We start from the raw sequence: 14,155 nt of genomic DNA, 5'->3' as shown, positions 1-14,155 counted from the left end.
CAACAAGTACGATGTCGTCCACCGCGCGGCGGCCGAAGGCCGGCAGGATCAGACGAGTCGCCAACAGGCGGTAGTCGCAGGTTACCCCGCCAGCGCCTCTCGCACGGCGCGGATGATCTCCGCCGGACCCGGCGTGACCGCAGCCTCCAGTGGTGGGCTGAACGGCACCGGCGCGTCCGCGCGCGCCACGCGGCGGATCGGCGCTCGCAGGTACCGGAAGCCCTTCTCGGCCACCATCGCCGCGATCTCGGAGGCCGCGCTCGCACGCAGCGGCGCCTCGTCCACGACCACGAGGCGACCGGTGCGGGAGACGCTCTCCAGGATGGTCGCCTCGTCCAGCGGCGCGAGGGTGCGCGGGTCCACGACCTCGGCCTCGATGCCTTCGCGTGCCAGGTCCTCGGCGGCGGCAAGGGCGTGCAGCACACCGATGGAGATGCCGAGTATCGTCACGTCGCGACCGCGACGCTTGATGTCGGCGCGGCCGAAGGGGATCGGGGCGCGCGGGTCGGGCATGACGACCTCGTGGCCCAGCAGCTTCGCATGGCCGCAGACGAAGGTCGGGTTCGGGCTGCGGATCGCGGTCAGCATCAAGCCGTGGACATCGGCCGCCGTCGCCGGCACCACGATCTCCAGGCCCGGCACGTTCCAGAGCATCGCATGCAGCGTCTGGCTGTGCTGCGGCGCGCCGGCCCCTCGCACGCCTTCAAGGCAGTGGAAGGTGACGGGGCAGGTCAGCCGCCCGCCGGACATGAGGTGTGCGACCGCCGCCTCGTTCGCCACCTGCATCCAGGCGAGGAAGCCAAAGCTGCCGGTCAGCAGGTCCACGATCGGCCGCGCGCCAGCCATCGCCGCGCCCACACCCAGCGCGGCGATCCCGCCCTCGGCCGTCGGCGGGTCGAAGACGCGGTCGGGAAAGCGGCGGCGGATCTCCTCCGTCAGCCCGCGCTGCGGGCCGAGGCCGAGTGGCGAACTGCCGATCAGGCTGACCGACGCATCCTCCTCCATCGCCTCCAGCAGCGCATCCACGAAAGCGCGTGCGTAGCTCTGGCGCTCTGTCATGGCGGCGTCCTCAGGCGAAGGTGAAGTCGGTCGCGGTGGCGGGATCGGGCAGCGGGCTGGCGAGCGCGAACCGCTCCGCCGCCCCGATCCGCGCGCACACCGCCGCGTCCAGCGCTCGCAGCCGCGCAGCCGAGTCACCGCCCTGCGCCAGCACCAGGCGCGCGAGACGCAGCACCGGGTCGTTGCGCGCGAACCACTCGGCGTGCGGGCCTTCGGGGATGGGCGTCTCGCCGGTCGCCATGCCGAGATCGGTGATGCCGGTCGCGAGTTCCGGCCAGAGCGGCGCGCTGCCGGCCCAGCGGCGCGTCATCGCCTCGATGAAGACCGGCCCCTCGCCGGCGCGGCATCGCGCTGCGGCGGTGGCCACGGCGTCGCACACGGCGAAGGGATCGATGCCCTCTACGCGGATCGCGGGGATGCCAAGCGCGCCTGGGATGGCGCGAAGGTCGTTGGCGGCATGGACCAGCGCGGGATAGCCGCCCTTGGCCATGCCCCAGGCGTCGGCGCTGTTGTTCTCGCAGAGCAGCAGCAGCGGCAGCTTCCACAGTGCAGCGATGTTCATCGCCTCGAAGGGGATGCCTTCCTCCAGCGCTCCGTCGCCGAACAAGGCGACGCCGATGCCGCCATCGCCGCGCCCCTTGCAGGCGAAGGCCGCGCCCGCCGCCAGACCCACCACGCTGCCGACGATGCCGGAGGTGGAGACGAAGCCGAGATCGGGGGCGCAGAGATGGATCGTCCCGCCGCGGCCGCGATTGAGCCCGCCCTCCCGCCCCAGGATCTCGGCGAGCGCCGCGCCGGGATCGGCGCCGCGCGCAAGCACATGGCCGTGGTTGCGGTGCGTCGTCGCGATCCGGTCCTGCTCCCGCAGCACGGAGAAGGCGCCCGCCCCCGTCGCCTCCTGCCCGATATAAAGGTGGTAGTGGCCCGGGAAGGCGCCGCGCGCGCCGAGCGTGCCGACCGCCTCCTCGAAGCGGCGCATCAGCAGCATGGTCTCCAGGAAGCGCCAGCCCTGTTCGGCGTCCATCACGGACCTCCCCTCATCCTGCGACCAAGGCATGCACGGCAGCCGCGATGCGCGCGGCGTCGGGCTGCACCAGTGGTTCCAATGTGCGGCTGATCGGGATCGGCACATCCTCCGCCGCCAGGCGCCGCACCGGGGCATCAAGCCAGTCGAAGGCGGATTCGGCGAGTTCCGCCGCGATCTCCGCCGCCGCGCCGTAGCGCCGCGCGCCGCCGTCCACCACCAGCACGCGATGCGTGCGCCGGACCGAGGCGACCAGCGCCTCGAGGTCGAGCGGGACCAGGCTGCGCGGGTCGATCACCTCGATCTCCAGCCCCTCGCCCGCGAGGCGATCGGCGGCATCGAGCGCATGCGCCACCATCCGCCCCGTCGCCACCACCGTCGCGTCGCGGCCTGCACGGCGCAGCGCCGCGCTGCCGAGCGGGACGAGATGCTCGCCCTCCGGCACCGGGCCGCGCAGCGTGTAGAGCATCCGGTCCTCGAAGATCACGACCGGGTTCGGGTCGCGGATGGCGCTGGCGAAGAGGCCCTTCGCATCGGCGGGGCTCGCCGGCAGCGCAACCTTCAGCCCGGGCACGTGGCAGGCCCAGGCATGCAGCGACTGCGAATGCTGCGGTCCCAGGTTGGACCCCACACCCATCGTCGTGCGCAGCACCAGTGGCGCCGAGAAGCCGCCCGCCGACATGTAGGAAAGCTTCGCCGCCTGGTTCACGAGCGGGTCCATCACCAGCGTGATGAAATCGCCGAACATGACCTCGAAGACCGGGCGCAGGCCGCACATCGATGCACCCACCGCGATGCCGAAGGCGCCGGCTTCGGAGATCGGGGTGTCGATGACGCGGGCGGCGCCGAACTCATCGAAGAGGCCGGCGGTCTGGCGGAAGACGCCGCCGGCCGCGCCGATGTCCTCGCCCATCAGCACCACCGAAGGGTCGCGGCGCATCTCGCCCGCCAGCGCCTCGATCACCGCTTCGCGGTAGGAGAGGGTGCGCATGTCAGGCAAAGAGATGCTGGTGCAGCGCGGCCGGCTCCGGCTCCGGCGCGGCGCGTGCGAAGGCGGCGGCATCGGCCGCGATGCGCTCAGCCTTCGCCTCCATCGCGGCCAGCGCGGGATCGTCGGCCAGGCCCGTCGCGCGTAGATGCGCGGCCAGGCGCGGGATGGGATCGCGCGCGCGCCAGCGCCGCGTCTCCTCGTCATCCTTGTAGTCCTGGCGGTCGCCGGCGTGATGGCCGCTGAAGCGCCAGGTGTGGCAGAGCAGGAAGGAGGGCCCCTCGCCACCTCGCGCCCGCGCTGCGGCGCCCGCGACCGCCTGCTGCACGGCGAGCGCATCCATCCCGTCCACCTCCTCGGCCGGCATCCCGAAGACCGCGCCGCGCGCGAGCAGGCTGGGGCCGGCGGTGACATCGGCGCTGGCGGTGAACTCGCCATAGCCGTTGTGCTCGCAGAGGAAGAGCACGGGCAGCCGCCAGACCGCGGCCATGTTCATGCATTCTGAGACGAGGCCCTGGTTCAGCGCGCCGTCGCCGAAGAAGGCGACCGCGATGCCGCCGCTGCCCTGCCGCTGCGCCGCCAGCGCCGCGCCGGTGGCCAGCGGCACCGCGCCGCCGACGATGCCATTGGTGCCGAGATTGCCGGACGCCGCGTCGTAGACATGCATCGAGCCGCCGCGCCCGCCCGAAAGCCCGGGCGCACGGCCCAGGATCTCCGCCATCAGGCGCCGAGGATCGGCCCCGCGCGCCAGGCAATGGCCATGACCGCGATGATGGCTGGCGATCCGGTCCTCCGGCCCGAGTTGCACGATGGCGCCCGCCGCCACCGCTTCCTGTCCCGTGCAGAGATGCACGAGGCCGGGCACGAGCCCTGCCGCGGCCAACCGGCGCACCTGCTCTTCGAAGGCGCGAATCAGCAGCATGCAGCGATGCAGGCGGAGCGGATCGGGAAGGGCGCTCACCAGACCTTCACCTCCTCGGCGCCGTCGAGGTAGCTCGCCTCGCCCTTCAGCAGCTCATCCTCGAAGTGCACCCATACCGTCATCGGCAGGCAGAGCCGCTTGCCGGTGGTGGGCGTGCCGAAGAAGGTGCCGCGCGGCGTGCCGCGGAACAGCCCGTTGCCGACGATGACGCTGTCGGAGACGACCCAGCGCCGGGCGAAGAAGCCCTGGCCCTGGAAGGTCTCGAAGCGGCGTCGGTAGAACTCCCGCACCGCGTCGAAGCCGCGCACGTCCAGGCCGGTGGCGTACATGATCTGGAAGGGATCGCGGCGGGTGATCGTCGCCATCGTCGCCTCCAGGTCGCAGGACCATTCGGCGACGGTGTGCGCCTCCAGCACCTCCCAGTTGCGACGCGCGGCGGCGCCGCCGGCCATGATGATCTCGGCCGAGAAGTCGAAATCCGCGCGTGTCGCCATCCGCTCCTCCCTCACCAGGCGCGCTGCGCGCCGTCCACCGGCAGTACCACGCCGGAGACGCCGGAGGAGCCGGGCGCGCAGAGGAAGGCGGCGACTGCGGCCACCTCCTCCGGCGTCACCAGCCGGCCGAAGGGCGTGAAGGCGGTGAGCGCGGCATTACCGCCCTGGCGCGCGCGCAGCATCGCGCCGTCGCCGGCCATCGGCACCGAGAGGTAGCCGGGCGCGACGCAGTTCACCCGTACCCCGCGCGGGGCGAGTGCGACGGCATAGCTGCGTGTCAGCGACTCGACGCCCGCCTTGGAGGCCTGGTAGGCGACCGCGGCCTGGGTGCGGCCCATGGCGGCCGTGACGCTGCTCAGCGTGACAATCGCCCCGCCATCGGCCATGCGCGGCGCGGCCAGTGCCAGCACGCGCGCCACGCCCTCCAGGTTGATGTCCAGCACCTCGCGCATCGGCGCCTCTGCCAGCACGAGCGGCGGCGTCTCGCGCAGGATGCCATGCGCCAGCACGAGCGCCGCGAGCGGCCCTGCTTGCGTCGCGCGGTCGAGCAGCGCCGCGATCGCGCCGGCGTCGCGCACGTCCAGCGGCTCAGGCGCGCAGCCTTCGGGCATCTCCGCTGGCGGCACGACATCGGCAAGGAGGACATGCAGGCCCTGCGCCGCCAGGCGCCGTCCGATAGCCCGGCCGATCGAGCCCGCGCCGCCGGTGACCAGCGCGACGCCCGTCATGACCCGCCCCGCAGCGCGGCGGCGTCCAGATAGACGGTCTCGCCCAGGATCAGGCTGTCGCGGCAGTCCACGACGATGACGCAGGGCGCGCTCAGCACGCGACCCGCCGCCGCCATGCCCGCAAAGTCGCCGCGTGGCTTCACCTGCAGCGTGCCCTCCACGATGATGCAGCTCTCCGTCACGGTGGTGCGGTCGAACCATTCCATCGCGGGTCCCGGCCAGCTCTCGAAGCGCTTGAGGTAGTAGTCGCGCACGGCGTCGAGGCCGCGCACATGCGTGCCGAAGGCGGGGATGCGCTGCCATGGCTCGTCGGGATGTATGGTGGCCATCGTCGCCTCGATGTCGCTCGACCATTCGGCGGCGAAGTGGCGCTCCAGCAGCTCCTTGTTCGCGCGGGCGAGCGGCGTCGGCATCACCTGCAACGGCCCGCGTGTCAGCTCGTCGAGGCGGGTGCGGAACATCGGGGCTCCTCGCTCAGCGCATCATGCCCGGCAGCAGCAGGGCGATGCCGGGGAAGAGGAACAGGATGACGACGCCCATAAGCATCGGCAGCACGAAGACCAGCGAGCCGCGCGCGGCCTCCACCACGGAGGCGCCCGGGACTGCGGCGCGCAGCACGAACAGGTTGAAGCCGACCGGCGGCGTGATGGCCGCGATCTCGATCGTGATGGTGACGATGATGCCGAACCAGATCGGGTCGTAGCCCAGCGCCACCACGGTCGGGAACAGGATCGGGACCATGATGACGAGGATGCTCATCGGGTCGAGGAAGCATCCCAGCACCACCAGTGTCGCGACGATCGCGGCGAGCACCGCCCAGGGCGGCAGCGGCAGGCCCGAGAGCGCCTCCGCCACCGCCTGCGGCACGCCGAGGCGGGAGAGCATGAAGGTGGCGAAAAGGCCGGAGACCAGCAGCAGCAGGAACATCGCCGTCGTGCGCACGGTGCGGTCGAGCGAGGCCCCGAAGACCTCGAGGGTGAGCCGCCGCCAGGACAGCGCGAGCAGCATGGCCCCCGCCGCGCCGACCGCCGCCGCTTCGGTCGGCGTCGCGACGCCGGCATAGATCGAGCCGATCACGCCGCCGACCAGCAGCAGCACGGGGACGAGATCGCGGAGCGACCGGCCGCGCTCGCCGGGCTTGATCTCGATGACCTCGCGCGGCGCTGCGCCGCGGTCGAAGTGCGCCACCAGCATGGCGGTCGCGGCCAGCAGCGCGGCCATCATCAAGCCGGGCAACAGCCCGGCGGCGAAGAGCTCCGCGATCGAGCTCTCGGTCAGCACGCCGTAGAGGATCATCGGGACCGAAGGCGGGATGAGGATGCCGAGCGTGCCGCCCGCCGCCGTGGCACCCAGCGCGAAACTGCGCCGGTAGCCCTGCCTCACCATCTCCGGCACCGCGAAGCTGCCGATGGTTGCAGCCGTCACCGGGCTCGACCCGCAGACCGAGGAGAAGATCGCGCAGGCGCCGATGGTGGAGACGGCCGAGGCCGCGGGCAGCCCGCGCAGCCAGACGCGCGCGGCGCGGAACAGCACCTCGCCCATGCCCGATCGCGCGAGCACCTCGCCCATCAGCACGAAGAGCGGCACCACCACCAGGATGAAGCTTGCCGATTCGGCGAAGGCGAGGTTGGCGATCTGCGCCACCGCGGGCACCGAGACGAAGAACGCGACGCCGATCGCGCCGATCAATCCCATCCCGACCGCGACCGGCGCGCCGGTGGCGAGTGCGAGGACCAGACCGCCCAGGAAGACGGCGAGGACGATGGCGGCCTCTGCCTCCATCTCAGTGACCGCCCGCGGCCCGCCGCTCACCACGCAGGCAGCGCAGCGCCAGCCAGGCGGCGTTCAGCGCGAAGACGACGCAGCCGACGGGCCCCACCGCCTGGATCCATTTCAGCCGCACCGGCACCACGGTCGGCGCCAGCGGGTCGGAGGCGAAGGTGCGCCCCGTCAGGCGCCAGACGAACCACAGCAGCAGGACCGCGAAGGCCAGGGTCATCACTGCCGCGACCACCGGCATGGCCCGGCGCAGCGGCCCCGGCCAGGCGCGCTCGAAGAGGTCCACCGCGACATGGTGGCCGCTGGCCAGCGCGGGTCCGAGGCCGAGGAAGAAGGCCCAGGTCAGCATGTAGCGGGCGAGGTCGAGCCCCCAGAGCGAGGGCGAGATCCCCAGCAGCCGCCGCACCACGTCCTGCAGCACCGCGAAGAGCATCACGAGAACGGCCAGCGCCGCAGCGGCGACGAAGGCGCGGTTCAGCGCCTCCATCGCCCGGTCGAGCAGGCTCACCAGTTGGGCCGCAGCACCGCTTCCACCGCGCGCCCCGCCTCGCCGGCGTTCTCGGCAATGCGGGCATAGACCGGCCGGACCGCGGCGAGGAAGGCGGCGCGCTCCTCGTCGGTGAGCGCGTGGATCTGGGCGCCGCCGGCGCGCATGGCGTTCGCCGCGGCCTCCTGCTGCTCGGTCAGGTAGCGAACCGCGAAGGCCTGCGCTTCCAGCCCGGTCTCGCGCACCGCCTGTCGGTCGGCTTCCGAGAGGCGCGCCATCATGCGCGGATCCGCAATGTAGCCCAGCATGGCCGCGGCGACGCGCAGCTGGGTGATGCGCGGCGCCACCTCGTGCAGCCGCAGCCCGAGCGCGAGCGTGTTGTTGGACAGCACGCAATCCACCGTGCCCTGGCGCAGCGCGACGTACTGCTCGGCCGGGTCGATCGTCACAGGCACGGCGCCGAGCTCCTGCAGCTGCTGGCTCTGCCAGCGGCCGGCGGTGCGCACGCGCTTGCCGCGCCAGTCGGCGGGCGTGCGCAGATGCGCATCGCGGCACATGACGAGTCCGCCGAAGGCCGGCTGCATCCAGAGATACTCGACACCCTGGCGCTGGAACGCGGCGCGTGTCGGTTCCTGCAGCGCCTGCGCCACGGCGTTGAAGCCGGCGGCGTCGCCGGGCAGGCCGCCCAGCGTCTCGACGAAGCCCATGGCCGGCACCTGGCCGGAGACGGCGCCGGCAGAGATGGTGCCGAGCGGCACGATGCCGTCGCGCACCGCGCTCAGCGTCTCCGTGATGCGCACCAGGGAGCTGGCGTAGTGCGGGCGGATCTGCACGCGGTTGTTGGTGCGCGCCGCCAGCCGCTCCGCCCAGTGCTTGGAGGCGGCGGCGAAGGCGTCGCCCTCGGTGTGGAAGACGGCGAGATCGATCCGTGTCTGCGCCAAGGCTGGCGTCGCGCCCACGGCGAGCGCGCCTGCCAGGGCGGTTGCTGCGAGAAATCTGGCGATCAGTTTCATGGCGTTCCCCTGAGCGTTCCAGCGGGGAGGCTGCGCGGCCGCAGCTTGCGACGCCGGCCGTTGCTCCCCAGTCGCCGGGTTTTCCCCACGGCTTGGTAGCAAGGCTGCCCTCGCCCCCCGCATTCCGCAAGGCGAGAACGGCAGTCAGTCGACGGAACGGAGGCGGGTGGCCGAGCCGAGCCCCGCGCAGTGCGAGCGGGCGCGCTTCAGCGTAGGAGTCGTGTGTGACAGATTGGAGAAGCCCCGAACCCGGCTGCCCTTGATGCTGCCGAGGAGGCGCCAGTCTTTGCCAGCCTCGGCGTCGTGCGCCGGCCACACCGCGCGCACCTCAGCCAGCGCCGGCGGGGAGAGCGGCAGCACCAGCGCGTTGCCGTTCTTCGTCCGCTCGCTCGGGATACGCCAGACCGCAGCGGGCAGCCGCACCTCACCGGTCGCCATGTCGGCGGTTTCCATCTCGCGCGCCGCGGTCAGGATCAGCAGGCGCACGAAGGCACCGGCCCTTGCCGGCCCGCCTTCGCTCACCTGCCAGACCTCGGCCAGCCGAACGCCCGGACTGCACCCGGCACGCGGTTCCCTGCTCATGCCCCGGAACGCACGACACCCGCCGGCGGGATGCCGACGGGCGCCGAGGCCGTATTCGCGCGCCGGACCGGCGGAAGCCGGCCCGGCGCCGATCAGATCAGGACCAGATGTCGGGGTTGGTGTAGTGGCTGAGGTCGGAGTCGCTCGCGCCCGGCACCCAGACGGTCGCCTCGTTCTCATACACTCCGATCTCCGGCGTCTTGTAGACGGCCAGCTTCTCGATCTTGAAGCGATCGTCCGGCGTGGTGTCCGCCAGCGATGCGGCGATGACGATCACGTTGCCCGCCAGGTTGCCCGCATTCACATCCGCCCAGCGCGCGCTGCTCGAGGTGGTGTCGTTCACCTCGTAGAAGCCGAGGCTGCTCAGCGTGGACGCGTTGAGCGAGATCGAGGTCGTGAACGCGTTGTCGATGTGCCCGATCCAGACGGAGATGTCGCTGTCGCAGACCACGTAGCCGAGATAGGCCTTGTCCAGCACGACATCCTGGTTGAAGCGGAACATCACGAAGTTCTCGCGCCCCATGTTGTCCACGGTGTGCGCGTCGCCGCTGCCGCTGCCCTCGCCGCGGTCGGTCACGCCGAGACCGCCGCCATAGGCGCCTAGCCAGGCGGTGGCGTAGCCGCCGTTCACCTCGCTGAAGGCGTTCGCCTTCACCGAGATGTCGCCCATCGTGTAGAGGCGCGTGTTGCCGTCCGACCCGTCGGTCGCGCTGTTGCCGGAGAAGTCGAAGGTGGTGGCGCTGCCCCAGGTCGCCAGGTCCTTCACCGTGCCCTTCGCCTCGTAGAGCCAGGTCTCGCCGGGATCCAGGACGTTGTCCTGGTTGCCGCCCTGCTTCTCCTTCAGCGTGATCTTGCCGTTGGCAATGGACATGTCGTCGGAGGTGCTGGTGGTGCCGTTGTCATCCACCAGCACGATGTCGGAGGCGGCGATCTTCGTGCCGCCGTCGTTGTAGAGCTTGTAGCTCCAGGTCACGCTGGAGCCCGGGGTGAGCACCGGCACGCCGGAGCCGTTCGCTGCGTCCTCGTTGTCCCAGCCCGGCGCGGTGGTGTTGGTGTTGCTCGGGCCGTTCGTGGACTTCTCGAGGTCGATGCTGGCCTTCGGCGGAGCCGTCGGCGCACCGTTCGTGTAGTGGCTGAGGTCACTGTCGGTGACGCCCTGCGCCGAGACGGTCGCCTCGTTCTCGTAGACGCCGACGGTGCCGAGCTTGGCCACCGCCAGCTTCTCGATCTTGAAGTAGTCGTCCGGCGTGGTGTCGGCCAGCGAGGCGGCGATCACCAGGATGTTGCCGGCGACATTGCCCGCGTTGAAGTCCGCCCAGCGCTCATAGGAGGAGTCGGTGTTGTTCACCTCATAGTGGGTGAGGCCGTTCAGCACCGAGGAGTTCAGCGAGAAGGACCCGCTGTAGGCGTTGTCGACGTTGCCGATCCAGACGGAGATGTCGCTGTCGCAGACCACGTAGCCGAGGAAGGCCTTGTCGACAACAACACTCTGATCGAAGCGGAACACCACGAAGTTCTCGCGGCCGACATTGTCGACCGTGTGCGCGTTGCCGCTGCCGCTGCCCTCGCCGCGATCAGTCACGCCGAGGCCGCCGCCATAGGCACCGAGATAGGCCGTGGCCCAGCCGCCGCTCACCTCACTGAAGGCGCTCGCCTTCACATTGATTCCGCCGGAGCTGTAGGTGCGGACATTTCCGTCCGAACCGTCCGTCGCGGTGTTGCCGGAGAAGTCGAAGGTCGTGCTGCTGCCCGGCGTCGTCAGGTTCTTCACCACGCCCGTCGCCTGGTAGAGCCACACCTCGCCGGCCTCGAGCAGGTCGTCGTTGTCGCCCAGTTCGTCGGCGATGCGCACGATCTTGCCGTTGGCGATCGACATGTCGTCGGAGGTGCTGGCCGTACCGTTGTCGTCCACCAGCACGATCTCGGCGGCGGTGAAGGTGGTCTCGCCGGTGTTCTCGAGCCGGTAGGTCCAGGTCACGTCGGACCCGGCGACCAGCTTCGGGACGCCGATGCCGCCGGCGCTGTCCTCGTTGTCGTAGTTGGAGTCGGTCGTGTTGCTGTTGGTCGACCCGTCCGTGGTCTTCTCCAGATCCAGCCCGGGCTTCGGCGGCGCCGGCGGCGGGCCGTTCTTGTAGTGGCTGGCGTCGGAATCGCTCGGCGTATCCGGCGCGGAAACGGTGGCGATGTTCTCGTAGATCCCGGTATTGCCGGGGGCGACCTTCAGCTTCTCGATCTTGAAATTGTCCTCGGTGGTCGGCTCGCCGGTGTTGGCGGCGATCACGAGGACATTGCCCGCGAGGTTGCCGGCATTGAAGTCGGCCCAGCGCGCGCTGCTCGAGGTGGTCTCGTTCACCTCGGTGAAGCCGAGGCCGGCAAGGAAGGCGTCGGACAGCATGATGGAGCTGTCGAAGGCGCCGTCGACCGTGCCGATCCACAGCCGCAGGTCGCTGTCGTTGACCACGTAGCCCAGATAGGCCTGGTCCACGACGACGCTCTGGTCGAAGCGGAACAGGACGTAGTTGTCGCGGCCGGTGTTGTCCACCGTGTGCGAGTTGCCACTGCCATTGCCTTCGCTGCCATCGGTCACGCCGAGCCCGCCGCCGAAGGCGCCGAGGAAGGCCTTGGACCAGGCGCCGCCGCTGTCGCGGCTGAAGGCCGTGGCCTTCACGTCCACGCCGCCGGCGCCGAAGCTGCGCTCGTTGCCGGCCGTGCCGGAAAGCGCGCTGTTGCCCTCCATCACGATGGTCACGGGGGCACCGACGCTGCCGAGATTCTGCACGGTCCCCGTGGCCTGGTAGAGCCACACCTCGCCGGCCTCCAGCAGGTCGTCGTTGTCGCCCACCTCATCGGCGATGCGGATGATCTCGCCGTTGGCGATGGACATGTCGTCCGCCGCATCGCCCGGCGTGCCGTTGTCGTCCACCAGCGTGATCTCGGAGGCCTGGAAGGCATCCTCGCCGGTGTTCTCCACACGGTAGGTCCAGGTCACGTCCGAGCCTGCGGCGAGGATCGGCACGCCCGCACCGTCGGCAGCGTCCTCGTTGTCGTAGTCGGAGTCGGTCGTGTTGCTGTTGCTGGAGCCGTCCGTGGTCTTCTCCAGGTCGAGCGAGCGGTTCGGCTTGTAGAACCCCGCATCCAGCGTGCCGTTGAACTCGCCCGAGGTCAGCGTGACCTCCTGCGTCACGCCACCCACCGCGTCGCTGTCCTCGGCGTCGTCGCCGCCCTGGTTCGACAGCGTCGGCGTGTAGCCCGACGGCGTCAGGAACCGCACCGAGTAGTCGCCGGGGTTCAGCCCCACGAACTCGTAGTAGCCCACGCCGTTCGTCGTGGTCTCGCCGACCTGGTTCCCGTCGCCATCCAGCAGCTGCACCGTGACGCCGGCAATCGCCTGCTCGTCATCGTCCTGGATGCCGTCGCGGTCCTTGTCTTCCCAGACATAGTCGCCGAGACCCGCCGGACGGAAGAAGCCCGCATCCAGCGTGCCGTTGAACTCGCCCGAGGTCAGCGTGACCTCCTGCGTGATCCCGCCCACCGCGTCGCTGTCCTCGGCGTCGTCGCCGCCCTGGTTCGACAGCGTCGGCGTGTAGCCCGACGGCGTCAGGAACCGCACCGAGTAGTCGCCGGGGTTCAGCCCCACGAACTCGTAGTAGCCCACGCCGTTCGTCGTGGTCTCGCCGACCTGGTTGCCGTCGCCATCCAGCAGCTGCACCGTGACGCCGGCGATCGCCTGCTCGTCATCGTCCTGGATGCCGTCGCGGTCCTTGTCTTCCCAGACATAGTCGCCGAGCCCGGCCGGGCGGAAGAACCCCGCATCCAGCGTGCCGTTGAACTCGCCCGAGGTCAGCGTGACCTCCTGCGTGATCCCGCCCACCGCGTCGCTGTCCTCGGCGTCGTCGCCGCCCTGGTTCGACAGCGTCGGCGTGTAGCCCGACGGCGTCAGGAACCGCACCGAGTAGTCGCCGGGAACGAGGCCGATGAACTGGTAGTAGCCGGTGCCGTCGGTGGTCGTCTCGTCGATCTGGTTGCCGTCCGTGTCGAGCAGCTGCACCGTGACGCCGGCGATCGCCTGCTCGTCATCGCCCTGGATGCCGTCGCGGTTCTTGTCCTCCCAGACATAGTCGCCCAGGCCGGCGTTGCCGATGACGACGGGCTTGAAGAAGCCCGCGTCCAGCGTGCCGTTGAACTGGCCGGCGGTGAGGGTGATCTCCTGCGTCACGCCGCCGACGGCATCGCTGTCCGCCGCGTCGTTGCCGCCCTGGTTCGACAGCGTCGGCGCGTAACCGGCCGGCGTGACGAAGCGCACGGAGTAGTCGCCGGCGACCAGGTTGGTGAATTCGTAGTAGCCCACGCCGTTCGTCGTGGTCTCGTCGATCTGGTTGCCGTTGGTGTCGAGAAGCTGGACCGTCACGCCCGCAATCGGCAGGTCTGTGCCATCCTGCAGGCCGTCCTGGTTCACGTCCTCCCAGACATAGTCGCCGAGGCCGGCGGGCAGGCCTGGGTTGTACACCTGCGAGAGGCGGCTGAAGGACGCCGTGGCGCCGTCCGGCGCGGTGTCGTCGCTGATGACCTCGACCGTCAGGCGCACATGCACCGAGTTGTAGGCGCGGGTCAGCTGGAAGTCGCCCGCCTCGAGCGGCGGATCCTGCGTGTCGTTGTCGACGGCGGAGCGGTCGAGCTCGCTGCGGCCGATCAGGTTGCCGTCCGCGTCGAAGATCTCCTGCACGACAATATAGCGGACACCGACGGGAATGGCGCTGTCCGGCAGGATCGTGTTGGACGCGATCGAAGTGATGGCCTGCGCGGCATTCGTCGCGGTGATGTCGTAGTCGAAGGTGACCTTGAGGCTCTGGTTCTTGTCGTTCACGCCGGCGACGAAACCGGCCCAGTTGAGCCCCGCGAAGGGACCCACGAAGGGATTGGGCAGCAGGCCCGGCTCGTCGAGCATCGAGTCCGTCGCGGTTGTCCGGACTTCCAGGGCCTGGATGTTGCTGAACAGCAGGCCGCTATCCGTGACGTTGCTGAAGGTACGGCTGAAGGTGATGCTCATCTGCCAGATCCCTGGGGTCTGATTTCGTATGC

12 protein-coding genes are annotated in these 14,155 nt (G+C 70.4%); all 12 read right to left on the bottom strand.

Translation table 11 applies throughout. The features are described 5' to 3' along the window. Nucleotides 1–81: 81 nt before the first annotated feature. The 12 genes from E4T13_RS16975 to E4T13_RS16920 all read right to left on the bottom strand — a co-directional run bounded on the left by E4T13_RS16975 (nucleotide 82) and on the right by E4T13_RS16920 (nucleotide 14,123). A complete protein-coding gene (locus E4T13_RS16975; protein ID WP_137179471.1) occupies nucleotides 82–1,059 on the bottom strand; it encodes an alpha-ketoacid dehydrogenase subunit beta in 978 nt (325 codons plus the stop codon). Nucleotides 1,060–1,069: 10 nt separating this feature from the next. Continuing rightward, entirely contained in the window at nucleotides 1,070–2,083 is a 1,014-nt protein-coding gene (locus E4T13_RS16970; protein WP_170985036.1) for a thiamine pyrophosphate-dependent dehydrogenase E1 component subunit alpha, read from the bottom strand. Between the two features lie 13 nt (nucleotides 2,084–2,096). Then, nucleotides 2,097–3,074 carry an alpha-ketoacid dehydrogenase subunit beta gene (locus tag E4T13_RS16965; RefSeq protein WP_137179469.1) on the bottom strand — a complete coding sequence of 326 codons (978 nt, stop codon included), beginning with the start codon at nucleotides 3,072–3,074 and terminating at the stop codon, nucleotides 2,097–2,099. Between the two features lies 1 nt (nucleotide 3,075). Beyond that, the gene (locus E4T13_RS16960; RefSeq protein ID WP_240791169.1) at nucleotides 3,076–4,032 is read right to left on the bottom strand and encodes a thiamine pyrophosphate-dependent dehydrogenase E1 component subunit alpha; all 957 of its coding nucleotides are present in this window, start codon (nucleotides 4,030–4,032) and stop codon (nucleotides 3,076–3,078) included. Next, the gene (locus tag E4T13_RS16955; protein WP_137179468.1) at nucleotides 4,029–4,487 is read right to left on the bottom strand and encodes an ester cyclase; all 459 of its coding nucleotides are present in this window, start codon (nucleotides 4,485–4,487) and stop codon (nucleotides 4,029–4,031) included. Before E4T13_RS16955 ends, E4T13_RS16960 begins: the two co-directional genes overlap by 4 nt. Before the next feature lie 11 nt (nucleotides 4,488–4,498). Continuing rightward, the gene (locus tag E4T13_RS16950) at nucleotides 4,499–5,215 is read right to left on the bottom strand and encodes an SDR family NAD(P)-dependent oxidoreductase (protein ID WP_137179467.1); all 717 of its coding nucleotides are present in this window, start codon (nucleotides 5,213–5,215) and stop codon (nucleotides 4,499–4,501) included. Further along, complete coding sequence (locus tag E4T13_RS16945) at nucleotides 5,212–5,676, bottom strand: nuclear transport factor 2 family protein (RefSeq protein WP_137179466.1); 465 nt, start codon at nucleotides 5,674–5,676, stop codon at nucleotides 5,212–5,214. Before E4T13_RS16945 ends, E4T13_RS16950 begins: the two co-directional genes overlap by 4 nt. Nucleotides 5,677–5,689: 13 nt before the next feature. Further along, nucleotides 5,690–6,997, bottom strand: coding sequence for a TRAP transporter large permease (locus E4T13_RS16940; protein WP_137179465.1), 1,308 nt, complete (start codon nucleotides 6,995–6,997; stop codon nucleotides 5,690–5,692). A 1-nt stretch (nucleotide 6,998) separates the two neighbouring features. Continuing rightward, complete coding sequence (locus tag E4T13_RS16935) at nucleotides 6,999–7,502, bottom strand: TRAP transporter small permease (protein ID WP_137179464.1); 504 nt, start codon at nucleotides 7,500–7,502, stop codon at nucleotides 6,999–7,001. Continuing rightward, nucleotides 7,499–8,494 carry a TRAP transporter substrate-binding protein gene (locus E4T13_RS16930; RefSeq protein ID WP_170985035.1) on the bottom strand — a complete coding sequence of 332 codons (996 nt, stop codon included), beginning with the start codon at nucleotides 8,492–8,494 and terminating at the stop codon, nucleotides 7,499–7,501. Before E4T13_RS16930 ends, E4T13_RS16935 begins: the two co-directional genes overlap by 4 nt. Nucleotides 8,495–8,638: 144 nt before the next feature. Next, the gene (locus E4T13_RS16925; protein WP_137179462.1) at nucleotides 8,639–9,016 is read right to left on the bottom strand and encodes a hypothetical protein; all 378 of its coding nucleotides are present in this window, start codon (nucleotides 9,014–9,016) and stop codon (nucleotides 8,639–8,641) included. A 157-nt stretch (nucleotides 9,017–9,173) separates the two neighbouring features. Beyond that, nucleotides 9,174–14,123: an SdrD B-like domain-containing protein gene (locus E4T13_RS16920; RefSeq protein WP_137179461.1), complete on the bottom strand. Its 4,950-nt coding sequence runs from the start codon at nucleotides 14,121–14,123 to the stop codon at nucleotides 9,174–9,176. Nucleotides 14,124–14,155: the final 32 nt, after the last annotated feature.

Origin of the sequence: Roseomonas sp. AR75, from assembly GCF_005222815.1 — a bacterium.
GTDB lineage: Bacteria > Pseudomonadota > Alphaproteobacteria > Acetobacterales > Acetobacteraceae > Falsiroseomonas.
Note: the sequence above shows the minus strand (reverse complement) of the source record. Positions and strands in the feature narration are given on the sequence as shown.

What these genes read in the sequence shown, in the direction of transcription:
- E4T13_RS16975 (WP_137179471.1), bottom strand. Translation starts at nt 1,059, where the DNA reads ATGACAGAGCGCCAGAGCTACGCACGCGCTTTCGTGGATGCGCTGCTG.
- E4T13_RS16970 (WP_170985036.1), bottom strand. Translation starts at nt 2,083, where the DNA reads ATGGACGCCGAACAGGGCTGGCGCTTCCTGGAGACCATGCTGCTGATG.
- E4T13_RS16965 (WP_137179469.1), bottom strand. Translation starts at nt 3,074, where the DNA reads ATGCGCACCCTCTCCTACCGCGAAGCGGTGATCGAGGCGCTGGCGGGC.
- E4T13_RS16955 (WP_137179468.1), bottom strand. Translation starts at nt 4,487, where the DNA reads ATGGCGACACGCGCGGATTTCGACTTCTCGGCCGAGATCATCATGGCC.
- E4T13_RS16950 (WP_137179467.1), bottom strand. Translation starts at nt 5,215, where the DNA reads ATGACGGGCGTCGCGCTGGTCACCGGCGGCGCGGGCTCGATCGGCCGG.
- E4T13_RS16945 (WP_137179466.1), bottom strand. Translation starts at nt 5,676, where the DNA reads ATGTTCCGCACCCGCCTCGACGAGCTGACACGCGGGCCGTTGCAGGTG.
- E4T13_RS16940 (WP_137179465.1), bottom strand. Translation starts at nt 6,997, where the DNA reads ATGGAGGCAGAGGCCGCCATCGTCCTCGCCGTCTTCCTGGGCGGTCTG.
- E4T13_RS16930 (WP_170985035.1), bottom strand. Translation starts at nt 8,494, where the DNA reads ATGAAACTGATCGCCAGATTTCTCGCAGCAACCGCCCTGGCAGGCGCG.
- E4T13_RS16920 (WP_137179461.1), bottom strand. Translation starts at nt 14,123, where the DNA reads ATGAGCATCACCTTCAGCCGTACCTTCAGCAACGTCACGGATAGCGGC.